This window comes from Microcoleus sp. (assembly GCF_041354475.1).
Lineage (GTDB): Bacteria > Cyanobacteriota > Cyanobacteriia > Cyanobacteriales > Microcoleaceae > Microcoleus.
Window position 1 is genome coordinate 31322 of record NZ_JBGJZU010000032.1, and the last position, 23808, is coordinate 55129.

General features: G+C 42.8%; 16 protein-coding genes. 11 read left to right on the forward strand and 5 right to left on the reverse strand.

The annotated features are described in order from the left end of the window. Window positions 1–306: 306 nt before the first annotated feature. From ACBR23_RS14110 to ACBR23_RS14120, 3 genes are all read left to right on the forward strand, one after another. Complete coding sequence (locus ACBR23_RS14110) at window positions 307–663, forward strand: hypothetical protein (protein WP_371117456.1); 357 nt, start codon at window positions 307–309, stop codon at window positions 661–663. Window positions 664–966: 303 nt separating this feature from the next. Next, window positions 967–6336 (forward strand): hypothetical protein, encoded by a 5370-nt coding sequence (locus ACBR23_RS14115; protein ID WP_371119760.1) that lies wholly within the window; start codon window positions 967–969, stop codon window positions 6334–6336. A gap of 163 nt (window positions 6337–6499) precedes the next feature. After that, window positions 6500–8773 (forward strand): FdhF/YdeP family oxidoreductase, encoded by a 2274-nt coding sequence (locus tag ACBR23_RS14120; RefSeq protein ID WP_371117454.1) that lies wholly within the window; start codon window positions 6500–6502, stop codon window positions 8771–8773. A 57-nt stretch (window positions 8774–8830) separates the two neighbouring features. On the opposite strand, the gene ACBR23_RS14125 is transcribed toward ACBR23_RS14120, so the two are convergent. Then, on the reverse strand, window positions 8831–10402 hold the full coding sequence (locus ACBR23_RS14125; RefSeq protein WP_371119761.1) for a M10 family metallopeptidase C-terminal domain-containing protein: 1572 nt from the start codon (window positions 10400–10402) through the stop codon (window positions 8831–8833). A gap of 627 nt (window positions 10403–11029) precedes the next feature. Next, the gene (locus ACBR23_RS14130; protein ID WP_371119762.1) at window positions 11030–12442 is read right to left on the reverse strand and encodes a glycosyltransferase family 2 protein; all 1413 of its coding nucleotides are present in this window, start codon (window positions 12440–12442) and stop codon (window positions 11030–11032) included. A 4-nt stretch (window positions 12443–12446) separates the two neighbouring features. Between ACBR23_RS14130 and ACBR23_RS14135 the strand changes: the two genes are divergently transcribed. From ACBR23_RS14135 to ACBR23_RS14145, 3 genes are all read left to right on the forward strand, one after another. After that, window positions 12447–12572: a hypothetical protein gene (locus ACBR23_RS14135; protein WP_341732590.1), complete on the forward strand. Its 126-nt coding sequence runs from the start codon at window positions 12447–12449 to the stop codon at window positions 12570–12572. Between the two features lie 24 nt (window positions 12573–12596). Then, a complete protein-coding gene (locus ACBR23_RS14140; RefSeq protein ID WP_341738109.1) occupies window positions 12597–12776 on the forward strand; it encodes a hypothetical protein in 180 nt (59 codons plus the stop codon). A 250-nt stretch (window positions 12777–13026) separates the two neighbouring features. Continuing rightward, on the forward strand, window positions 13027–15528 hold the full coding sequence (locus ACBR23_RS14145) for a protein kinase (RefSeq protein ID WP_371117877.1): 2502 nt from the start codon (window positions 13027–13029) through the stop codon (window positions 15526–15528). Between the two features lie 39 nt (window positions 15529–15567). Here ACBR23_RS14145 and ACBR23_RS14150 read toward each other — a convergent pair whose 3' ends face one another. Next, on the reverse strand, window positions 15568–16971 hold the full coding sequence (locus tag ACBR23_RS14150) for a hypothetical protein (RefSeq protein WP_371117872.1): 1404 nt from the start codon (window positions 16969–16971) through the stop codon (window positions 15568–15570). 78 nt (window positions 16972–17049) lie between these two features. Here ACBR23_RS14150 and ACBR23_RS14155 point away from each other — a divergent pair, with 78 nt between their 5' ends. Then, entirely contained in the window at window positions 17050–18075 is a 1026-nt protein-coding gene (locus ACBR23_RS14155; protein ID WP_341738111.1) for a hypothetical protein, read from the forward strand. Window positions 18076–18359: 284 nt separating this feature from the next. On the opposite strand, the gene ACBR23_RS14160 is transcribed toward ACBR23_RS14155, so the two are convergent. After that, the gene (locus ACBR23_RS14160; RefSeq protein WP_340518725.1) at window positions 18360–18683 is read right to left on the reverse strand and encodes a TMEM14 family protein; all 324 of its coding nucleotides are present in this window, start codon (window positions 18681–18683) and stop codon (window positions 18360–18362) included. A gap of 127 nt (window positions 18684–18810) precedes the next feature. Here ACBR23_RS14160 and ACBR23_RS14165 point away from each other — a divergent pair, with 127 nt between their 5' ends. From ACBR23_RS14165 to ACBR23_RS14180, 4 genes are all read left to right on the forward strand, one after another. Next, window positions 18811–20115 carry an ATP-binding protein gene (locus ACBR23_RS14165; protein WP_371119763.1) on the forward strand — a complete coding sequence of 435 codons (1305 nt, stop codon included), beginning with the start codon at window positions 18811–18813 and terminating at the stop codon, window positions 20113–20115. Window positions 20116–20149: 34 nt separating this feature from the next. Continuing rightward, on the forward strand, window positions 20150–20596 hold the full coding sequence (locus tag ACBR23_RS14170) for a tellurite resistance TerB family protein (RefSeq protein WP_341738113.1): 447 nt from the start codon (window positions 20150–20152) through the stop codon (window positions 20594–20596). A gap of 96 nt (window positions 20597–20692) precedes the next feature. Continuing rightward, entirely contained in the window at window positions 20693–21100 is a 408-nt protein-coding gene (locus tag ACBR23_RS14175; protein ID WP_371117876.1) for an acyl-CoA thioesterase, read from the forward strand. 40 nt (window positions 21101–21140) lie between these two features. Then, on the forward strand, window positions 21141–22115 hold the full coding sequence (locus tag ACBR23_RS14180; protein ID WP_371117870.1) for a putative 2-dehydropantoate 2-reductase: 975 nt from the start codon (window positions 21141–21143) through the stop codon (window positions 22113–22115). Window positions 22116–22338: 223 nt separating this feature from the next. Here the strand turns inward: ACBR23_RS14180 and ACBR23_RS14185 are convergent, their stop codons facing one another. Next, on the reverse strand, window positions 22339–23769 hold the full coding sequence (locus ACBR23_RS14185) for a 2-succinylbenzoate--CoA ligase (protein ID WP_371117869.1): 1431 nt from the start codon (window positions 23767–23769) through the stop codon (window positions 22339–22341). Window positions 23770–23808: the final 39 nt, after the last annotated feature.

A 23808-nucleotide genomic window follows, 5' to 3' on the forward strand; every position in this document is an offset into this window, starting at 1 on the left:
GTGACACCAGATTCAGCATTAGGGGAATTAGCCTAAAACAGGCAAATTATCTTAAAAAAGCGGGTTTCTGCCTAGGTCCACAGTTGACTCAAAAACCTTACTGTTTAAGAGTTTTTACTTAGTAATAGGAAGCAGAACAGTTGACTCTTGGCGATCGCCTAAGCAAACCTTTGATTAAGTGTCACACTTAGGCTCCTTTGTTTTCTCAAGCAGAAGCACTATCAATTAATGAGAGCAATTATCAAAGTAGCAACTCAGGTTCAGCGAGGACAACTGTCATACTCAGTTTCTATAGAGGATAACATTATGAAAAACATGACGACGCGACAAACTATAAGTGCCTTAGTAGCAATGCCTATTTTGCTCATGGCACAGACAACTCAATGTTTGGCTAGTATTAGTGCTATGACGGGAACTCCAATCAAACCAGTTTTGGTTGGTGGCGATGGGATGAATTCGGAGAATTTGCATTCACAATTCATCGCCGTTGAAGAAAGCGAAAATTGGGACTTACCTAATTTTTCTGAGGATGGGAATATGCAGACAACCAAAATTAAGCAATCTCCTGTTAAATCAGAAATTACTTCCCCAGAAACAAAGCTTTATATCAGTGCAGCTAGGGGTAGATCCAGCCGCAGTTGTCGTATTTCAGGACTCTGCTAATCAATCCATAGTCATTTCCAAAAATATAAGTCTTAGGCTGGCAAGAAGCCTACCCCACCAGAGTGGTACAATTTGATGCAGTAATTGTAAATTTTTCCCCTAATTTTTGGTTGATTTTTATCGAAATGTGCTAAGAACACAGAAAGGATTTTTTCAGGGTATGTATTTTTTCGCTGGACTGAAACAATCATCGGCTATGTGATATCAAATCCGTTGACATCGGAATTATGATTTCTCTCTTCTCTTTCTCTGTGTCCTCTGTGTTCTCTGTGGTTTAATCATTCCGATACAACCGGAAACGATATGACATCTCCAAAAAAGGCGATCCAGGGCTGGGAGGATGCCAACCCTACAGAAATTAGAGGAGATTTCTATTGGGCGATCGCCTTTTGGGAAGCAGAGAATTGTCCCACCGATTTCTCTATTTCTCGGTGGTTAATACCAACGGATTATTCAAATATTTTTTCAATATTTAATATGATTAATTCACACTACCAAGAAGATACACCAGGGCTGGAAAACAAAAATTCGCTGCAAACTCTCGCCCGCACTCTCAAAATGTCTCAGGGGCAGTTTTCTCTCACTTTGGTGCGCTGCAATTACGGTGTGCTCCGAGAGCAAATTGTCAGACAATTGCACCAAGCTTGTGCAGTGGATCTGCGAGAAATTTTTCTCCCGGCATCTGTAAAAACTCTTTACACTACCATAGAAGCAGAACTTGCTGGTAGCCAGCCCCAGGCTTTGATGGTGTTTGGATTAGAGTCGGTAAATGCGATCGATAAAGTGCTGACTTCTACCAACTATGTCAGGGAAGAATTTCGCAATAACTTTCCCTTTCCGGTGGTGCTGTGGGTTACAGACAAAATTTTAAAAAAACTGATTCGCTTAGTCACAGATATTGAAAGTTGGACGACAACTATTGAATTTGTACTCCGCCCCGATGAGTTAGTAGACTTTTTGGGAAAAAGTGCCGATCGCATTTTTTCGGGTATTTTAGAAAACGGCAATTGGCGTTTAACTAATTCTGCCATTCTGGGTACTGGTGCCTTGACTGAATTAGAGTCAGCCAGGAAAGATTTGGAAACTTCCGATATCCGGGTGGAACCAGCCATAGAAGCTAGTTTACAATTTCTGCGCGGCCGCAACGAATATGCTTGTCAGCGCATGGATACTGCCATTGCATTATATCAGAAAAGTCTCAATTTTTGGAAGTATCAAGTAGGATTACTTGGTCATCAAACAGAATTTAGCAACTTGTTATTTACGATTCACCCAGCACCGGTATTAGAGGGGATTCTGCTCTTTCACATCGGACTTTGCTACCGATTTCAAGCAGAACAGCACCGTAAAGGGAACCGTCCTTACTGGACGGAAGCTAAAAATTATTTTCAAGAATCTATTGATGTTTTAGAAAGAGCCGGACAGCAAGATCCTGTTGGTAAATTTATCAATCAATTAGGCGAAGTATTACAGTATTTAGAAGATTGGGATGCACTCTGGAATTTAGCTATCAAAGCTCGGAGGTTACATCAAAACATGGAAAATTCAGCAGTTAATTTAGCTCAAGATTATGGCTTTTTGGCTAAGGTAGCTTTAGAGCAGAAAAATTGGCAAGGGGCTAAGGAATGGGCTTTAGTGGCTCTAGATGTTCTGAACTCCAATTTAGATACCGCTGGACAAGGAACCTCGTTAAAGTCCCAGCATCAAGGCTTGTACCTGTTAATTTTAGCAGAAGCAGAGAAGGAAATTGGTGAAATTGAACAGGCGATCGCACATCTAGAAATGGCGCGAGCCCAAACCCCACCTTGCTACAACCCGCAGTTGTATTTGCGAGTGTTAGAACTGCTGCGATCGGTTTATTTTCAACGAGGGGAATATCTCGAAGCATTTCAAGTTAAGCAAGATTATCGATCGATCGAACATACCTATCGTTTCCGAGCTTTTATTGGTGCAGGAAAGTTGCAGCCCCACAGACAAGCAATGAATCCCACCACAGAAACTGTGGATGTCAATACTACAATTGCTGATGAAATTACTGCTTCCGGCAGAGAACAAGACCTCAACCGTTTGATAGCTAGGATGAACAGCGCCCAAAACAAAATAACAGTAATTTACGGTCAATCGGGAGTTGGTAAAAGTTCCATGGTCACGGGGGGATTAGTACCAGCGCTCAAACAAAAAAAGATAGAAAACCGCACGGTTTTACCAGTATTGCTACAAGTTTACAATAATTGGCCGCGGGAATTGACCAGACAGTTATCTGCTAGCAAATCGGAAATATTCGAGCGAGTAATTGCCGAAGATAGGTTAGGTTCAATCGAAGTCGAATCGGAAGGGGAAACCAGGGAAACCAATGACACTTTAATGGCGATATTAAATACCCACGAAAATCGCCCTACCGAAGATAAAATTGTTCCCGAACAGCCTGTAGAAGTAATCCTCAAAAAACAGACTATAGAATACGATAAAATCATCAAAGAGTTGCAAATAAATGCAGAACATCTAGTCACAGTTCTGATATTTGACCAATTTGAAGAATTTTTCTTTGTGTGGAAAGAACAAGCAGAAAGGGAAATATTCTTTGAGTTCTTGCGGGAATGCTTAAAAATCAAATACTTAAAAGTTATCCTATCTTTACGGGAAGACTATTTGCATTATTTGCTAGAATTTTGCAGACCAAAAAGCAATCAACAAATCATCAACAATGACATTTTAAGTGACATTCTCAGCAAAGATATTTTGTTTTATCTAGGCAATTTTTCGGTAGCAGATGCTACCGCGATTATTCAGAGTTTAACTCAACGTTCTCAGTTTTATTTGGAAGCGAGATTAATCAAAGAATTGGTCAAAGATTTAGCAGGAGACTTGGGAGAAGTTCGCCCCATAGAACTACAAGTTGTCGGTGCTCAACTGCAACAAGATGACATTACCACCTTCACTCAATATCAGGAACTAGGCAATAATCCTAAACAAAAATTAGTAGCCAGATTTCTCGAAGAAGTCATCCAAGACTGTGGTCCAGAAAATGAAGGAGCAGCCCGTAGAGTTTTGTACTTGCTGACGGATGAAGATGATATCCGTCCTCTGAAAACTCGTGCCGAACTAGCCTTAGATTTAGCCACCTTTGAAGAAGCTGATAAATTAGATTTAGTCTTAGAATTGTTGGTAAAATCTGGTTTAATTTTTCGTTGGACAGAACTGCCAGCCGAGCTTTATCAGCTAGTTCACGACTATCTAGTTGGTTTTATCCGCCAGCAACAGGAATTGGATAAAAAAGCCGAATTTGAGGAACTACGAAAACAACACAAAATTAATAGAGATGTCATCGAACAACTCCGCAAGGAAAAAGAACTAAATGCCCTGCTTTCAGAATCCAGAGACAAACAGCGTCAAGCTAAAGAAAAACAGCATGAGGCTGAAGCAAAACTCTACGAAAATCGCAAATGGCAACTGCGATTAGCAGTGCTGGGAGTGGTGGGATTAACCGGTCTTTCCTGCGTAGCGCTTTATCAAACAAAATTAGGAGACGAAGCGCGACAACAGGCTGAAAAAGCTCGCACTGATGCCCTAGATTCCGGTTCCCGTGCTCTCGTGCTTTCTAATGAAAAAGACCAAATGGGAATCTTGGAAACCAGTGTGAAAATTGCCAAAGATTCTGTCAATAGTACAGCCTTACCTCTGGATACTAAAAACCAGATTACAGAAAGACTCAGACGAGCAGTTTCTGGCGTGCAAGAATACAATAGTTTTGAGCAGCACACCAACTTTGTTTTGGATGTGAGTGTCAGTCCTGATGGTAATAAAGTTGCTTCGGCAAGTGCGGACAAAACTGTTAAATTGTGGAGCAAAGAAGGTAAATTATTAAATACTTTTAATCACAGCGATGGTGTCACGAGTGTTACTTTTAGTCCCGATGGCAAAACCATTGCTACTGGTTGTGGCGATGGCAAAATTAGAATTTGGCAGTTAGATAATAATAAAAAGCCCATGGCCACTTTAGAAGGTCACAAAGATATAGTTACCAGCGTCAGTTTCAGTCCCGACGGCAAAACCATCGCTTCGGGTAGTTACGACAATACTATCAAAATCTGGAACATCCCCAGCCAAAAATTGCTACAAACTTTAACCGGACACAAAGACTTGGTACTTGGTGTCAGATTCAGTCCCGACGGCGACACAATTGCTTCCGCAAGTGCGGACAAAACTATCAAACTTTGGGACAAAGAAGGTAAAAGCGATAAATTTAAAACTATACCCAAAAATTTAAATAAGCATTCTGACATTGTTTACAGTGTCAATTTTAGTCCCAACGGTAAAGAAATAGTCTCGGCAAGTGCGGACACCACAGTCAAAATTTGGAATCGAGAAGGAAAGGAAATTAAGACAATTAAAGGACACAACGAAGAAGTTGTGAGTGCGAGTTTTAGTCGCGATGGCAACAAGATTGTCAGTGGTAGTGCGGATAACACTCTGAAAGTTTGGAGTCGCACCGGCACTTTGCTGAACACTTTTCGAGGACATCAAGATGACGTGAGGGCAGTAACTTTCAGTCGCGATGGCACTATTGTTTCGGCAAGCAAAGACCAAATGGTTAAAAGTTGGAAACCAAACAATACTCCTTTGAATCAAATTTTGGCTGGGCACGGTGACTGGGTGAATAAAGTTAGTTTGAGTTCAGATGGCAAAATAATTGCTTCTGCTAGCAGAGACAAAACTGTGAAACTTTGGCTGGCTAATGGTAGTTTGTTGAGAAGCTTAGTAGGTCACGAAAATTCTGTTAATGGGGTGAGTATTGCGCCGGACAATCGCACCATTGCTTCGGCCAGCGATGACAAAACAGTGAAAGTATGGAGTATAGACGGGAAACTGTTAGATACTCTCCCACACGGCGACATTGTTAACAGCGTGAGTTTTAGTCCTGATGGCAAAATAATTGCCACAGGAAGCGATGATAATAAATTGTACCTTTGGCGTTGGCAGAATGGTCGGGCAACTGCGATCGCCAAACTAGACCACATGAATCAGGTAGTGAGAGTAAGTTTCAGTCCCGACGGTAAAACCATTGCTGCGCTGACAAACGACAAGCCAGAGCCCAAAAAAAATCCTTTAAAAGTTGCAGCAACCAAGAAAGTTTACCTGTGGCAAATTAATGGTATGTCGGCAAAATTGCTGACTACTCTCGACCACGACAATAGTGTTAAGGATGTTACTTTCAGTCCTGATGGAAAAACCATAGCTACGGGTTGTGCTGACCAAAAAGTTTACTTGTGGAATTTTGATGGGAAAAAAGCAGTTTTAGCCGAAAAATATAACCATAGCGATAGTGTGGAAAATGTGAGTTTCAGCCCGGACGGGAAGTTAATGGCTGCTGCTGCGGGCAATACTGTTAAATTATGGAATTTTGATGGTCGGAAGGCGACCCTATCTAAGACTTTGGAATCTAGCTATCGGATGTTTAGCGTTACTTTTAGTTCTGATAGTAAAAATCTGGCTTTTGCTATGGACAGAAATGTGGTTCTGTGGCCTGTGGAGAATTTAGAATTGAATCAGATAGTTGCTAAGACTTGCGATTGGTTGGGGGATTACTTGAAGAACAATCAAAATGTGACTGAGGGCGATAAAAAGCTTTGTGTTGGGTTGGGGAATCAGGGTTTAAATCAGGGAAATAAGTAAAATTACTGATAGAAATTTAGTTGTCACTATAAACCTGCGATGGTTCTTAGTAAGGACTTTAGGAACCGAACACAGTTCTCATAAATCTATCTATTGGCTAATCTTTCTAGTAATAAATTTACGGTAAAATTCCAGTAGTCAATTCAACAGCGAGGTAAGCCCGATGGACACCAACTCACAAAATGTCCAACCAGTTCCGCCATTCAACGAGAAAAATCAGGAAACGCCAGAGATAGGTGGCGGTTTGCCGGTAATTGAGTTTTGGGCAGAACATACCTTGTCACCGGAAGGCCCAAAACTTTGGAAAACTTTGCTGCATAAAAGCGCGTGTTTGTCTTGTTCTTGGGGGACGGGTGGCCAGAAAGGAGGCTTTACCAACGAAGAGGGTGAAAAGCTTCAGCGCTGTATGAAAAGTGTGGAAGCAATTTCAGCAGAAATTAAACCTGCTGTCTCCAGTCACTTCTTTGCAAACCAGAGTATTTCCCAACTTCAACAATTAACTTCCATGGAAGCTGACAGGCTGGGAAGGCTTGGTTTTCCGATGATTTTGCGGGCGGGAAAGTCTCATTACGATCGCATTTCTTGGCAAGAGGTTTATGAGATTGCCGCCGATGCTTTGCGAAAAATCCCGGAACGAGTGGCATCTTATAGTTCTGGTCGCTCCTCCAATGAGGCGGCTTTTTTGCTGCAATTGATGATGCGATCGCTAGGTTCTAACAATTTAGCAGATTGTTCGGATCTGTGTCATGCTCCTTCAACCACCGGGTTAAATGAAATGTTTGGTACCCGCACTTCGGTGGTGAGTCTAGAAAATTTGAAACAAGCAGATTGCGTGGTACTTGCAGGTGCTAATTCTGCTTACAATCATCCCCGCTTGATGAACGAGTTGATTAAAATCCGTGACAAAGGCGGTAAAATAATTGTGATTAACCCCATGATGGAAATTGGGTTAGTCAAGTTTGGTTCTCCCGCGTTTCCAGTCAAGTCACTAATCCCTGGTTCCGATATTTCTTCCCTATACTTGCAACCAATTCCCGGTAGCGATGCAGCCCTATTTGTGGGGATTCAAAAATCTGTTATCGAACAAGGGTTGCTGGATGAAAGTTATTTAAAAGCCTACACAGAAGGCTGGGAAGCAGTAGTACAACAAGCCCGCGAAACTACCTGGGAAACGATTACTGAAACTTGTGGAGTTTCCCGCGCTGAAATTGAAGCCGCGGCCACAATTATCGGTAGTTCCAAGCGAGTTGTCTTTGGTTGGGCGATGGGAATTACCCAACATGAGAACGGTGTAGATAATGTTTTCAGTATTGGCAATACTGCCTTAATGACCGGAAATGTCGGTAAAGAAGGGGCGGGATTAATACCGGTGAGGGGACACTCAAACGTCCAAGGATTTGGCTCTATGGGCGTGACAGTGAAGCTGAAAAAAGAAATCCAAGAAGCTTTAGAAAAATTGTTGGATCGCCCCCTCAGCCGCGTTAAGGGCTACGAAACGCGATCGCTCATTGAAGCAGCAGATGCAGGGAAAGTCGATACGCTGATTTGTCTGGGCGGTAATTTGTATGGGGCGAATCCAGATTCAACTCAAGCAAAACGCGCGTTAGGTAAAATTGAAACTATTATTTACCTCGCCACTAAACCCAATTTAGGGCATTTTCACGGATTGGCTAAACACAATACCATTGTGATTCCGGTTTTAAATAGATTTGAAAATCCTCACAAAACCACTGTGGAATCGGGGAATAATTTTGTGCGTTTCAATGATGAGGGCAAAACTCATCTCACTGATGCTGATTTGATTCCTGAAGTGACATTTTTAACAGAATTAGCTAGCAGAATTCACGGGACTTATCCCGTAGATTGGCGTCAACTTCAGGACACAAAATATGTGAGAAAACTGATTGCTCAAACTATTCCTGGCTATGAAAAAATTGGCAAAATTGATGAAACAAAAGAGGAATTTACCATTAGTGGTCGCATTTTTACCGAACCTAAATTCCCTACAGAGTCTGGTAAAGCGAAGATGTTTATCACGCCTTTACCTCATCTGAAACTACCGGAAGCCCAAGAGTTTGGAGTGTCACCATCAGTGCGGGGTATCGTTGTGGCATTGATGACGGGGCGCAGCTATTCTCAGCATAATACTGTGGTTTACAAAATTGATGACAAGTATCGGGGAATGCCACACCGGAATTGCATTTTGATGAATCCTGCGGATGCAAAAAGTGCTGGTTTGGCAGAACATCAGCGGGTTACGGTGCAGGGAAATGTGGGAAAAATGGAGAATGTTGAGGTGATTTATGGGGCGGTGCGTGTGGGTGCTGCTTTGATGTTTTATCCTGAAGTTAATGTGATTTTTCACCCGGAGATTGAAAAGCGATCGGGCACGCCTGCTTATAAGCGTGTACCTGCTTTTGTTTATGCGGCAGGGTAAAAACAGCGTACTTTGATCTCCGATTTTTTGCAGCAGCGGGGCTCAAAAAAACATACTTTAAGCAACTAAAAAATCAAATTTCCCGATCGCACTTATGGGAGTTCCGGGCAACTCGACCAAGACTTGTCCGGTGCTGCCGAGCTTAATTGCAGTACCATTAGCTGAAGGTACGATCGACAGTTGCTCGAATTTCAAACCTTGAACCAACGCCAGGTAGTCAAAACCATCGGCAAAATCAAGAATTGTATCTGTACCCCCATCCGGCTGTAACACAATGCGATCGCGACCGAAACCAGTGATAATAGTATCGTTCCCCTGACCGCCCCACAGCACATCGTCACCGCCCCCACCAGTTAACACATCGTTGCCTTTGTTGCCATAAAGATAGTCATCGCCTTCGCCACCATCCAAAGTATCGTTTTGTCGCAGCCCACTAATCGTGTCGTCCCCCGCACCGCCTAGAATACTGTTAGCTAATTCGTTTCCAACTGCCTCGTCATTTCCCGGCGAACCCACCAGATTTTCGATACTTGCGCCAAAAGCAATGTAGGTGCCAAAGTTTTCAGTCCAGTAAAAGCGATCGGGATCGGCACCTGGTGGCAACTGCGAAGGTTCTAAATAGTAGTTGAGATCTCCCAAAGCGCTTTTTGCTGTTAGCGACTTACCCTGATTCATGTCCAAACGATAAACATCGTTGGCAGGCAGTGCCGAAAAGTCCAAAGTATCACTACCACCGCCGTCCCAGATAGTTTCAACGGTATTAAAATTACTGCTGTCAAATTTGTAAACATTATCGCCGCCGTTCCAGTCGCTGCGGGTGCCGTAGAGATACTGCAAGGCCCGAATGTCATAAGGCATCAAACTCCGGGGATTTTCGGCGTTGGGGTCGTTAAATGTTTTATATGCGGCATTGTAGGACATGATCGTATTTCTGGTGTTGTCCTTGTCCAATGGAAGATAGGGAGGGTCTGCGGAGTTTGCTGTTCCATTGCTGCCGAAGTTGTAGTTGCCGGGGTGCTTTAAACCCATGGCGTGACCGATTTCATGAATTAAAGTATAGTAGCCGTAACTGCCGGGGCCTGTGGAAAAAGCTGTTTCCGGATCGTTTTCATAGAGCTTTTGAAGGTGGATGGCGCCACCGCGCAACAAACCCGGAGTATAACTGTAGGCATAGCCCTCAGCACCCGGCCCGTCGGAAAACATAATTCTGATGTTGCTTTGGGCGGAGTCTGGAACTTCTACAAAGTTGAGTGGTAAGACTGTAGCGTAATTGTCCCGCAAGATTTGGCGGACATTCTGTTTGATGCGATCGTTAACTTCCTGAATATTAGTTTCGTTTCTAGATGCAAAATAACTGTTCGCGCTGCTAGCACTCACAAAACTGTAGGTGAGGGTGCCACCGGGAGCAACGTTCCATTTTGCTGGCTGTTGGGGGTTGATGATGCTGCTGTCGAGCAGAGCATCGATATCGTTAGAGTTGCTGAAGGTGAAAGCTTGAGATGCCGATCGCTCGGCGCTGGCATCTGAGGTTTCAGGCAGGCTGTCACAGATGGGACAGCTATGTTTTGAAGCACCTTGCAACAAATCTGAATTGTGATTCGTGAAATCGCTCAGAGTGTAAACTGACATGAGCTTGCTTCCTATTCGATCTAAAAGAATGTTTATTAATATTATCAAATAAGCATATATCAAAGTCAATTCATAAAAGTCATAATTTTGACTTCATAAAAGTCATATAGCAGTCCTAAATGAGTCGCAAGTTTTTTACCCCACCCCAACCCTCCCCTTACTAAGGGGAGGGAGCAAGAAATTCACAAATGATTTAGGATTGCTATATAGCAGTCCTATATGAGTCGTAAAGTTTTTACCCCACCCCAACCCTCCCCTTACTAAGGGGAGGGAGCAAGAAATTCACAAATGATTTAGAATTGCTATAGCAGTCCTATATGAGTCGTAAAGTTTTTACCCCACCCCAACCCTCCCCTTACTAAGGGGAGGGAGCAAGAAATTCACAAATGATTTAGAATTGCTATATATAAATAAATGTTGCGAACTAATGCTCGGTTGTACTCAATTATCCCACATTAATAGTCGGACAGGGCAGTACCCATTAGTGTCAACAATCAGGTAAAACTCATAGTCCGGCAAGGGTTGAAACCCCGCTTAGGACTTGGGGGATGACTAGCGGACTTAGCGGGCTTTCTGGCGATTGTTGACACCTATGGGGATTGGCGAATCCTGATTTCTTGCTTGCGATTAAGTCTTGATTTGTAATGGTCTACCGCGCCAAGTCCATCCCCAACCAGTTTCGGTTTTAATTGCAGAACCGATCGCGATCGCCGCCACTAATGTTCCTCCCAAACCTCCCAACCACCAGTATTTCGTGGAACAGTCGGAAATCTGGGCACCTAAACGTCGCAGATTGTACTGTTGCCAAATTACGATTATTGCTAACAGGGAAGAAGGAAGAAGGAAGAAGTCACCCCCCCCTGCCCCCCCCAAGGGGGGAAATTCAGGAAGATGGAAGAAGTCACCCCCCCCTGCCCCCCCCAAGGGGGGAAATTCAGGAAGAAGCCAGAAGTCACCCCCCCCTGCCCCCCCCAAGGGGGGAAATTCAGGAAGAAGGAAGAAGTCACCCCCCCCTGCCCCCCCCAAGGGGGGAAATTCAGGAAGAAGGAAGAAGGAAGAAGGAAGAAGGAAGAAGGAAATTAGATCTTTGAGAATAATGAATAATCCGATCCAGGGAATTGGATAGAGAAATAACATAATTGTGGCCATGTAAATCATTGCTACCCAACTGCGGTTAGCACCCAGATACAAATTCTTTGTCCAGCCTTCCCACAAGGCGCTCCAAGACCGATACATCCGCACAAATGCCAAATTTGACCCTGCATAAAGTCCTAGCTTTAAACCCGCACGTTTGATGCGTCTGGATAATTCTACATCTTCGACAATTTCGCCAGCAACTGCTTCGTGACCGCCGATTTTTTCGTAGGCCGATCGCCTAAATAGCATGAATGGCCCAGCGGCAAAAGCACTGTCTACTGTCGGATCGTTGACGGCGGTAAAGTCGAAGCAAACTGCTAGGTGATTGAACATTAAGGGCTGGACTAACCATTCGGCGAAACACTCACAAACTAGGGCGGGCATACAGGTTAGTAGGTCAATTTTTTCGGTTTCGACGGTTTCCAGGGCGGTTTCGATCGCCTGGGGTTTGAGTCGAACATCAGCATCGATAAATAATAAGAAATCTCCCGTTGCTACCTGGACAGCTTGGGCGCAGGCCCAGTTTTTGCCCGCCCAATATTCGTTGGCCGGTCGGGACTGACCTGCTAGTATTTTGAGGCGGGGGTCATTAAGTTGCTGTTGGAGAGTTTGGGCGATCGCCAGTGTGTCATCTGTGGAGCGATCGTCTACAATCAAAACTTCTAGGTTGTCCACAGACAGCCGTGTACTCTCCAAAATCGCGATCGCGCAATCCCGAATATTCTCGGCTTCGTTGTATGCTGGTACGATTACAGAAAATTTAGGGAACTGAGCAGTAGAGGGTGCTGACTGCTGAGCCGGACTTTTACCCGTTCGAGGTGCATTTTCGACCGATCGGCGTAAATTCTTAGTGTAGGCTGTACTGACAATTAGGGAAAAAATCAGCAGGGTTAGCAATATCAAAGTGATGTTACCTCAAAATTTCGTCGCGGTCACGCAGTTGACTTGCTTAAATACTAAAAAACATTACAGCAAAAAGCTAGTCGATCGCCCGGAAAGTTATTTTGGCGATCGCTCTTGCTATAATTTGTGAGCATCTTTCGCTCAACGGGGCTTCATGGGTCAAACCAAACACCCGGTTAGCGAGGGAAAAACCGAGGATATATATCAGTTGTCAGAGGATACTGCAATGGGTGAATTTCTTACCGTCGATATATTAGCAGACGGGATAGCGATAGTGGGTGCTTTGGGTTTCTTCTTTTTGGGATACCAAGCTTTGCAGATGTTAAAAAAATAAAGTATGGCGGATGTTGAAGCAAGAAGATCCAACGACTGCGTTGATCCGCTCCCGTAGTCTAAGGACAGGAACCGAGTCAGGAAGAAGCAAGAAGGATTAGCTCCTTGAACCCCCGATCAGAGGATGGTTGCATCACCCCCCTACTCCCCTTGGGAAGGGGGAGAGGATGGGATGGAGACTCGACTACAACCGACCCAACAGTAAAACTGTTTCTGGCGAAAATCAACCAAAAAAAGGCTGCGTTATTATCATGGTGAGCCAACTTTTAGATGGACGCTATCAAATCATTGAAGTCATAGAAACAGGAGAATTTGGACTAACCTATCTGGCTAAAGATATTCGCCGTCCAGGTGAACCTCAGTGTTTTGTCAAGCACCTGCGTCCAGGTAGCAGCGAACCGAAATTAATTAATGCTACGCGCCGTCTTTTCCAAAAAGAAGCAGAAGTTCTAGAAAAGCTCGGTTTACATGACCAAATTCCTCAATTATTTGCTTATTTTGAAGAAAATGAAGAGTTTTTCTTAGTAGAATCATTTATTGCTGGTCACTCCTTATCCACAGAGATTGTCCCCGGCAAGCCACTAACAGAAGAAAAAATGATTTCTTTGCTGAAAGAACTGTTAGAAATTTTGGTATTTGTACATGGACATGGAGTAATTCACCGAGATATCAAACCTGCAAATTTAATTCGCCGCTATGCCGACAATAAATTAGTTTTGATCGATTTTGGGTCGGTGAAAGAAATACATATAGCCCAAAGACAAGCGCCGGTGACTGTGCGGATTGGGACTCTGGAATATATGCCGATCGAACAATTTCAATATAACCCCCAACTCAATAGCGATATCTATGCTTTGGGAATGATGGGAATCCAAGCGATTACTGGCGTGCCGGCTTACGATTTGCCGAAACTGCGAGATTTGAAAAATTCTAATAAAGGTGAAATAATTTGGCGGCATTTAGCAAACTGTTCCCAAGGGCTAGCTGATGTTTTAGATAATATGGTGCGCTACGATTTTCGGGAACGATATCAGTCGGCGTCGGAAGCTTTAGCCGATTTGAGAAAAATAGGCGATCGCTCGCGATCGCGCATTCCGAAACTCACCATATATCGCGAAGAAGTCGATCGACGCACTAGCAGTCGCGGCGACATTACAGTTGTCGGCCGCAGAATATTAGATGAACTGCGTGTCAGCTTGGAATTGCTACCAGAAGAAGCAGAAACCATCGAAGACGAGGTATTAAATCCTTACCGCAAATACAGGGAAAAAGGGGAACGCTACGAACAAGCACTGCAAGAAGCAATGCAGCAAGAATATCCGTTTTCGGCGACAACTCGCGACGAATTAAAACGATTGCAGCAAGTTTTAGGACTTACGGATGAAGATGCCGCCAACATAGAAGAATTAGTCGTCCCTAAATCTTTATTCTCGAAATTATATAAGGCAATTTCTACAGTCTTAGCAGGACACGGCAAGTCCAATCAGTCCCCTGGGGAAACTATTTCTCCACTCAACTTGCAGCCCCGTCAAGAAACCTACTCACCGCTTAATTTAAACGGTAAAACTGACTTGACCGTCAAGAATACCGCACCAACTGCCCCGCCGGAAAGTCGCAAATTCAATCCTTTACTTGCGGGAGCTGCAATGGCGGCTATTTTAGCGGCGATCGGCGGAATTTATGGCTATTTAAAATGGCAAGAATGGCAGCAGCGACTGGCGAGAGACTCGCAACAAGTTAATCAAATTAATGCTCTTTATCAAGAAAGCAATTATGAAGACTGCATCGGCGAAATACCCAAAATTGCTAACACTTCCACTAGCTATTTATCAGCTCAAAAATTACAGGAACAATGCCAAGCAGGCCTCCGCTGGCAACACCCGAAAGTCAAAAATTTTGCTCAACATTCCGATGCAGTTGGAGCAGTGGCTTTTAGTCCAGATGGCTTGATATTAGCCAGCGGTTCCAAGGATAAAACTATCCAAATTTGGGATTTAGCTACAGGTAAGTCGCTCCGTACTTTTCAGGGTGATTCATCCACCGTTTGGTCCGTTGCTTTTGACTCAAATGGCTCGCGATTGGTAACTGGTACGGGTTTTTGGAGAGTGATGCTGTGGGATTTGAAAACAGGGCAATTGATTCGCAGTCTTGACCATAATGCTTCTGTTTGGTCCGTGGCGATTAGTCGCGATGGTAAACTAATTGCTAGCGGCAGTGGAGATAAGACAACCAAGATTTGGGATGCTGTAGATGGCAGACTAATTAATAGTTTGCCAGACCATACAGATTTTGTTTATTCTGTGGCTTTTAGTCCCGATGGCAAAAGTTTGGTAAGTGCTTCTAAGGATAATAAAATTACAATTGTTGATGTGGTAACTGGGAGGTTGCTCAAGACTCTTGATGGTCATGCAGACCAGGTGAGAACCGTGGCTATTAGTCCCGATGGCAAAACATTAGTTAGTGGTTCTTATGATGAAAGTATTAAAGTTTGGAATCTGGAAACCGGGGAGTTGATTCGTTCTCTTAAGGGACATTCTGATGATATTGTATCGATTGCTATCAGTCCTGACGGGAAATTTATTGCTAGCGGTAGTAAGGATAAAACTATTAAAATTTGGGACTTGGCTACTGGTGAATTGCTGAATACTTTGACCGGACATTCCGATGAGGTTTATGTGGTGGCTTTTAGTCCCGATGGCAAAACTATTGCTAGTGGTTCTAAAGATAATACTATTAAGTTGTGGCTGAGATAATCATTGTCTGGGAGACTTTTAGATTTGAGATGGGAGATTTTAGATTTTCGATTTTAAATTTAGTCCACAATTGACAACTGACAACTGCTCTAATTCCTCGTGATTTGGATAAATGTCCATTGAGTCTTCTCGGAACTTAAAATAATAGTAGAGATTAGCTACAGTTAAATCTGATATTTCTTGCCAATTGGAGGGGGCTAAAGCTGGATATCCAGTGGCGATCGCCTGTTGGGTGATATAAAATTCCTGTCCTCGGCGGAGTTCCGGCTTCAGGGCGATCGCTAGCTGGTCCCGCAAGGAGAGAAAGTGAGACTTTTGCTTTAAATTTTCATAGAGTGAAAATTCCGGTGCTACTATAGTGAATGGAGTCTGGATAGTGCTTTTTAAATTATCTACACTTAGTTGATCTAAACTCGCTAATTGGTGCTGATCTTTTGGGGACAAAGTTTGCATCCAATCAACCTCCAGATGCCAAAATTCCAGCGCATTTAAATCGTGACCGAGAATTCTGATAACTTCGGGAAATAAAAAATCTAGTTCTAGTTCCGATTGGCATTCTTTAACCACAGTTAAACAATGTTGATGGATTTTTGATTGGAGTTCCTGGAGGCGATCGCTAACCATATCATAGGCCCGCTGCAACTGAAACGTAACGGCGATCGCCTGTTCTATCGCCCAAACGCATTCCATTTTCCTCATTTGTCCCGCGGAACACAACCCCTCCAAAAAACAGGAATTTTCATAAATTTTTAAAGCCTCAAACAACTCTTCGCGCCCGCTATTAATTTCCGAATTCCGCAGTTTCACATCCCCTACAGTCAGGGCAGACTGGCAGCGTTTAATCCCTTTAGAAAAAACATCATAACCATTAACCAGTTGCAGGCGGTGTACCTCAAATTTTGAGTCATGAGCCACCTTATACATGTGCTGAATTACCTCTACTCCTTTGTCTTTGAGGATATGCCTGAGATCGATAAAACCATCTTTAATTTTTAGCCTTTGCTGCTTTGCTTCTTCTTTTAATTGTAATATTTGTTCGAGATTTACTGCTGACAAAATGGTGGGGGATACATTCCCGACACCAATAACAGCAGTAGTGGCTTGCATCACAGCCAAATTAATTTTTAGGGAATTAAGCACTCTGTATATTTTTTGAAATCCCACATGAGTTTGAGCAATCTGCAAGGGTGCCATTGTCAGATGCACAGGGGCTACCAGTGGCTCTAGGGGGCTACCTCCTGCCAAGTGTGCTAGCAATCCTAAAACTCCGCGAGTTTCTGGAATTTCACTCGTTGATTGATAAAATATTTTGGCAATCTCCACAAACTCCCCAGTCACTGGATCTCTAGCAGCCGGCAGCAATTTTCCTGTTTGGGTAGCAGGCTGCACCAGGTTGCCAGTATTGAGTAGAGCCTGAGTTGTAGGGGTGAATACATAATTCATGTTGTGGCTCAGTTTGCATTCAAAAAGGCAGATGTTCTGTATTGTATGCTATTTAGGGAGAGAGAGGAATAAAACGAAATGAATGAATATCTCAAGGTATTCCAGGCTATTACCCAGTTTAGCGATCGATTGCTCGCAGACGAATACAAATCCCTAGAAATGAAAAAGTCAGCTACTAGCCTCAGCGTAGATGTGCAACCTTGCATTCAAGAAATCAAGCAATCTGCCCTCAGACTCCAGGCTTTACTTCAGGTGTGTTTTAAAGATGTATCTGATGCTGAGGATATCTGGCATAGCAAGCCGAGAATTGCTCAAGCATCTTCCGTGGATATTTGGGAGCAAATTGGCAAACTCAGCGGATGCGATGCGAGAATTCGTAATTTAGGAAAACATGGCAAATATGAAGCTGTTGTTAAAGTGCGCCAACTCTGGAAAGAAAAGGCTGCTAAGTTACAAAATCAGTGGTTTTTGTGGGATGAACCTCAGCAAAAGTTTCAAAGAGATAATATCGGTTTTTATGAGAAAAATAATTTACATAAAGAGTTACGAAGTGAAGTGAATTCCCATGCCGAGCGGGTAGTTTTGATTGTGGAAAATGAACTTAATACAATTTTTAAAGAATTACAAGGTCTAGACATAGAAAAACTTGAATTTTGTATTGAATGCTTCGATAGCCAAAGTCAATCTAAATTTAGAGAGCAATTACAGTCTATAGGCGGAGAAATTGTCTCTAAGTTTACCGAACCCATGAAATATTTGCCAATCTCTGATATGAAGACTTTCAAAGAAACGGTCAAAACTCCTGTGGAAACTCTGGTGCATAAAAGCAATATGGGAATTAGTTTGGTCGATTTTGAAGAATGTTGTAAGGTGATTGGAGCGATTATAGATAATTTGATTATTTTAATATTTGAAGACCGGATTAATTTAGCAATTCAAACTATTGAAAAAATGATGAGGTTCTACAATGATTTTTTAGATAAGCAGGTGAGATACCAGAAAGAAACACCGGAACAGCGAGAGGCGGAAAAAGATTGGATGGAATTGCAGTCCCAACAACTGCGGCAAGTTCAGCAGCATATTGAATCAGTTATTGGTCAATAGTTATTTGTTATTGGTTATTGGTTATTGGTTATTTGTTATTGGTTATTTATTGTTTGTTATTTATTGTTTGTTATTGGTTATTTGTTATAGGTTATTGTTTTTTTGTTATTGGTTATTTGTTATTGGTTATTTGTTATTTGTTATTGGTTATTGGTTATTGGAGGCAGAGCCTCCAGGTATGTATTCCCAGGAATATCCTGGGAACAAGACTCTACAAGACTCAAAACCAACAAAACAAATAACAAATAACAACTAACCCTCAACAACAGTCAACAGTCCACTGACTATTGATATTGACCGCTGATTTCGTAGGCGATCGCTCCGAAAGAGGCTAAGCTGGCTAAAATTAACATTCCTGCTGGCATGAATTTGCGAGTTTTTACTAACCGCAGAATAAACACAACTACTAAAACAGCAGAAATGGCTGCTGCTAATATCAAACCCCAACTTTGTCCCATGAGCTGGGCGATACCAGCTAAAATTAGCAGCGAACCGCTAACGAGACCTGAAATTAAGGAGGCTTGGCTTTTTGCCTTGACGTAGCCCATGATGCCACCAATCAGGGTTAAAGTCCCATAGCCCAGGGCTGCTGCTATACCTAAATTCATTTTTTATCCTTCTGATTTCACAAGTGCATCTAAATTTATACAGCGCTGCCTGCAATTAGTGTCACGAATTGTTAGAAAATTTATTAAACCCCACTGGGATATTTCACTTCGTTATACAACAGCAATTATGTCGGCCCTAACTTCTGGCGCGATCGCCCAAATTCGCTACTTCCAACGTCAAGCAGCATCCCTGTTGCTATATCAATCTGTCTTCAAAAGCCCTGCTGGTCAAGCTTTTCTGGATTTGCTGCAAACCCTGCACCACAGCGAAGTCAGCGGTTTTGACTGTCTGACAGCCTATGGGAACTGGTTTAAAGTTCAGGCTGCTCAAAATGTGAGCTGGAAAGGTTTCCTGATTTCCCAAATCCTCAAAGACGAAAACCCCTTTTCTCGCCAAGCTCAGAAAACAGATTTTGCTAGTTTGTCTCCCGCCTTAGTGGAAGCTGCACGACATGATTTACAAGTGTTACAAAATCTTTATCAATGCAGTGGGGAGCAGTTGAGTAAGTGGGTGCGAGTCGCTGGACAACTGGAAGCTGTACCTCCGGTTTGGCATTCAGAAACTATCAAAGAAAGCGATGATTTGCCTCTGCATGGAAAACTGGAAAATTGGTCTAGTGCTGCGGAATCTTTGGCAGAATATTACCGAAAGTTTGGCACTGGTTTATTTGCACAATATCGCGCTTTTCAGTGGCGAAACGGTCAGTTGGCGAGTATTTATCATCCCGATCGCATCAAGTTGAAAGAGTTGGTTTGCTGCGATTGGCAGCGAGATGCTTTGGTCAAAAATACGGAATTTTTGCTGGCTGGTTATCCGGCTTTGCACGTTTTGCTATACGGTAGTCGTGGTTCTGGTAAGTCTTCTCTGGTGAAGTCGCTGTTGAATGAGTTTGGCGATCGCAATTTGCGCTTGATTGAAGTATCTAAATCCGATTTGCAAGATTTGCCGCTAATTATGGAACAGTTGCGAGGTGTTCCTCAAAAGTTTATTATTTTTGTAGATGACCTTTCCTTTGAGGAAGATGATGATGCTTTTAAAGCCTTGAAAGTGGTTTTAGAGGGGAATGTCACCGCCAAAGCTCAAAATGTAGTTGTTTACGCCACATCTAATAGGCGGCATTTAATTCGAGAGTTTTTTGACGATAGGCCCCGCCCCCGCGATGGTGATGAAATTCATGCTTGGGATACGGTGCAGGAAAAACTTTCATTTAGCGATCGCTTTGGCTTGACTTTAACTTTTGAACCGGCCGATCAAAACACTTATTTAACCATTGTCCGACATCTGGCACTCCTGGCTGGTATCCAACTAGCACCTGAAGATTTGGAACACCGGGCTAAAGAGTGGGCAACTCGCCGTAATGGGCGATCGGGCCGAACAGCGCGACAGTTTGTAGATTTTCTGAAGGCAGAGTTAGCTCTTTCACAAAAGTAGTACAATTCAAACATTAAAGAATGAGGAAATTACCATGGGTTTATTTGATAAAATAGCGCAGACTCGCCAACATAGTGAAGTCACTTTGGGGCCGGCCGAAGCATTTGCAGCGATCGCCCTAATTGCCGTAGCAGCCGATGGTTACATTAATGACAACGAAAGTCAAGTCTTAAGCATCACTTTATCTCGGATGCAACTGTTTAGAAGCTATCCGAATGATGTCATGAAAAAAATGCTCGATCGACTACTGATGCTGCTGCAAAGACAAGGAGTTCAGGTATTATTTAATGCGGCTTTAGCCACACTTCCCGACGAACTCAAAGAAACTGTTTTTGCGGTGACAACTGATATTGCTTTAGCAGATGGTGAAGTTTCCGAAGAAGAAGAACAGCTTTTGAACGATCTGTACATTGCCTTGGAAATTTCCGAAGAAATTGCCCTCAAAATTATCGACGTGATGTTGATTAAAAACAAAGGTTAAAAAATCAATCTCAGGACAAAATTAATGAGTTTTGAATTAAATAAATACCAGATTTTTAACTCAAAACTCAAACCTCAAAACTCAAACCTACTGCAAATGTCTTTTACTTACACCCGCACTGTCCGCTTTCAGGATACCGATGCTGCTGGAGTTGTATACTTTACTAACGTCTTGGCGATGTGCCATGAAGCTTACGAGGCATCTCTGGCCGCATCGGGAATCAATCTCAAAGCATTTTTTAGCAATGCCCAGCTAGCCATTCCGATAATTCATGCTAATGTAGATTTTTACCGCCCGATGTTTGCGGGCGATCGCCTAACTATTCAATTGACACCAAAACAGCTTGCAGGCGATGAATTTGAAATTGCTTATCAAGTTTTTTTGGGAGAAATTACAGGGAAATCCGCAGCTAAGGCTGTTACTAAGCACGTCTGCATTGATTCAGTTAACCGAACTAGAACACAGCTATCGGAACAATTGATGCAGTGGCTCAGCCAATTTTAGAGTTTAGATTGCTTCTACTGTTTATTTCTTGATGATTAATATGCCAAATCGCAATCGCAATTATGCCATCGTCGGCACCGGAGCTTTAGGCGGATTCTATGGTGCTAAATTGCAAAAAGCCGGTTTTGAAGTTAATTTTTTGCTACGCAGCGATTACGAGCGCGTCAAAAAACACGGTTTGATTGTCGAGTCTCCCGAAGGTGATTTCACCCTCTCCCAAGTCCGCGCCTACCACGACGCGCACAAAATGCCTAAATGCGATGTCGTAATTGTAGCCCTAAAAACCACTCAAAATCACTTCTTGCCCAAGATTTTACCTGGTTTATTAAAAGATAATGGCGTGGTTTTAGTATTGCAAAATGGACTGGATATCGAACCCGAAGTAGCTAAAATAGTCGGTGCAGAACGAGTGATTGGCGGGCTGTGTTTTTTGTGTTCTTATAAAATTGGGCCCGGTCACATCTGCCATCTCGATTACGGGACTATCACCCTGGGGGAATATTCCGAAGACTATAATCCCCCAAAAATAACTAATAGATTGAATCTGATAGCGAACGATTTTAAACACGCCAAAGTTCCGATTAAAGTGAGCGAAGATTTACTTTTGTCGAGGTGGAAAAAACTGGTTTGGAATATTCCTTATAATGGACTGTCTGTAGTATTGAATGCCAGAACAGACGAACTGATGGCTAATCCCGATACTCTGATTTTAATTGAAGAAATCATGAGGGAAGTAGTAGCGGGGGCGAAAAGTTACGATCGCATTATTCCCGATAATTTTATTCCACATATGCTCGACTACACTCACAAAATGAAACCTTACCGCACCAGCATGAAAATCGATTACGATGAATTGCGCCCCCTCGAAGTTGAATCGATTTTTGGGAATCCCATACGATTAGCGGAGCAAAGAGGAATTAAGTTGCCACAAATAGAGGTGCTTTACCGAATGTTGAAGTTTGTGGATGCTCAAAATCAAGAATTGGAAAGGAAGCGACAGCTATTAAGTTTGTAGTAATTGGGAATTCAATAGGTTTGTAGTCATGACTTTAGTCGCGTTCAAATTTTGAGGACTTTAATCGTCACTACAAACCATTTTTTATTACCGACTAACAGGAGATGATATCAATTCCGGTTGTAGCGGAATGATTTAACCGCGAAGGCGCAAAGGACGACCCCCCCCTGCCCCCCCCAAGGGGGGAAAGAGGAAGATAAGAGAGAGTTTAATAATTCCGATGCTAACGGATTTTATATGACACAATCGCCATTTCTTGTAATAATTCGCGATTGATTTTCCCTTGGGGATTTCGCGGTAATTGTGCCGCCAAAACCCAATATTTAGGGCGCTTAAACTTGCTCAATTTACCTTCTATTGCACTTTGCAAAGCTGTGACAGTAACTGTGGTATTTGTGGGAACGTAAATCGCCGTTACTACTTGACCCCAATGTTTGTCTAGCACACCAATGACTGCCACGTCGGCAACTAAATTAGTCGTCCTAATGGCGGCTTCTACTTCGGCAGGAAATACGTTTTCTCCGCCTGTAATAATTTTATCACTGTTGCGTCCCACAATGTTTAAGTATTTATTATTATCAAAAAATCCCAAATCATCTACTGAAAAATAGTCGCTACCGCCCCAGGTAGTAGGATAATAACCCAAGGCTAAAGACTTAGCATTTACTGTAATATTTCCGACTTGATTGTCACCCAAAATCTCGCCTTTAACACTACGAACTGTTATTTGAGCGTGGGGCAAAATATGACCAGAACTGTTATTACCCGCTAGGAAATCTTCTGGTTTGAGTGTGGCAATTTGCGAAGCTGTTTCTGTCATGCCATAGGTTAGGGCTAATTTAATTTCATATTTTCTAGCGGCTGCCAAAAGTTCTGGCCAAGCGGGAGCACCGCCCAAAAGTACGGTAGGAAATCGTCGAAGCCAATTAGTTGTATCTGGGTTTTGCAGGAGGCGTTGCAGTTGAGTTGGAACTAGGGAAATGAAAAATTCTTCGGGTTTGATATCGCATTTGTCGCCTGATTCTAGTCCTTTAAATACCTGGATGGCTAGTTTTCCTCCCGTACTAAAGCAACGCATGAATTGCATTAAACCGCTGACGTGATATAAAGGTAAAACGCAGAATGAGTTAATTCTATCGACTTGAAAATATTGTTGGAAACCTTGAACTGATGCGGTTAGTGTTTCCCAAGTGTGGATGGCAAAACGGATTTTTCCCGATGAACCGCCGGTGGGAATCATAATTAATGGTAATTGGTAGTTGGTAATTGGTAGTTGGTAATGGTTTTTCTGTTTTTCGAGGGGAGATGTGACGAATCCCTTTTCAGTGAGGTTTTTCGGTGCATTTTCCCCAATAATTATGTCTGGTTTGACTAAATCAAAAACTTGTTGCCATTCTGATTTTCCCCAGTTGGGATTGCACAGAAAAATGTGGGATTTGGTGGCACAAGCAGCTATGAAACTGGCAATAAATTGTACTGGTTCTGATTCGGCTAGGAAAATTATTTTCGGTGTGGGCTGTGCTTGATTGTGGGTTAGTTCGTGAAATAGGCGATCGACTATTTGACCAATTTGGCGACTCTCACCACCAATCAGCCAATTCTCAGGCAATCTGGATGCGATATTTAGAATATTTACTGTTACATTTGTTGCCATAGATGCTTTCACTAATTTTCTGATTTTTCAGTAGTAATG

Bases quoted from the DNA above. Each gene is read 5' to 3' on its own strand.
- ACBR23_RS14110 (WP_371117456.1), top strand. From the start codon at position 307: ATGAAAAACATGACGACGCGACAAACTATAAGTGCCTTAGTAGCAATG.
- ACBR23_RS14115 (WP_371119760.1), top strand. From the start codon at position 967: ATGACATCTCCAAAAAAGGCGATCCAGGGCTGGGAGGATGCCAACCCT.
- ACBR23_RS14120 (WP_371117454.1), top strand. From the start codon at position 6,500: ATGGACACCAACTCACAAAATGTCCAACCAGTTCCGCCATTCAACGAG.
- ACBR23_RS14125 (WP_371119761.1), bottom strand. From the start codon at position 10,402: ATGTCAGTTTACACTCTGAGCGATTTCACGAATCACAATTCAGATTTG.
- ACBR23_RS14135 (WP_341732590.1), top strand. From the start codon at position 12,447: ATGTTACCTCAAAATTTCGTCGCGGTCACGCAGTTGACTTGCTTAAAT.
- ACBR23_RS14140 (WP_341738109.1), top strand. From the start codon at position 12,597: ATGGGTCAAACCAAACACCCGGTTAGCGAGGGAAAAACCGAGGATATA.
- ACBR23_RS14145 (WP_371117877.1), top strand. From the start codon at position 13,027: ATGGTGAGCCAACTTTTAGATGGACGCTATCAAATCATTGAAGTCATA.
- ACBR23_RS14150 (WP_371117872.1), bottom strand. From the start codon at position 16,971: ATGAATTATGTATTCACCCCTACAACTCAGGCTCTACTCAATACTGGC.
- ACBR23_RS14155 (WP_341738111.1), top strand. From the start codon at position 17,050: ATGAATGAATATCTCAAGGTATTCCAGGCTATTACCCAGTTTAGCGAT.
- ACBR23_RS14160 (WP_340518725.1), bottom strand. From the start codon at position 18,683: ATGAATTTAGGTATAGCAGCAGCCCTGGGCTATGGGACTTTAACCCTG.
- ACBR23_RS14165 (WP_371119763.1), top strand. From the start codon at position 18,811: ATGTCGGCCCTAACTTCTGGCGCGATCGCCCAAATTCGCTACTTCCAA.
- ACBR23_RS14170 (WP_341738113.1), top strand. From the start codon at position 20,150: ATGGGTTTATTTGATAAAATAGCGCAGACTCGCCAACATAGTGAAGTC.
- ACBR23_RS14175 (WP_371117876.1), top strand. From the start codon at position 20,693: ATGTCTTTTACTTACACCCGCACTGTCCGCTTTCAGGATACCGATGCT.
- ACBR23_RS14180 (WP_371117870.1), top strand. From the start codon at position 21,141: ATGCCAAATCGCAATCGCAATTATGCCATCGTCGGCACCGGAGCTTTA.
- ACBR23_RS14185 (WP_371117869.1), bottom strand. From the start codon at position 23,769: ATGGCAACAAATGTAACAGTAAATATTCTAAATATCGCATCCAGATTG.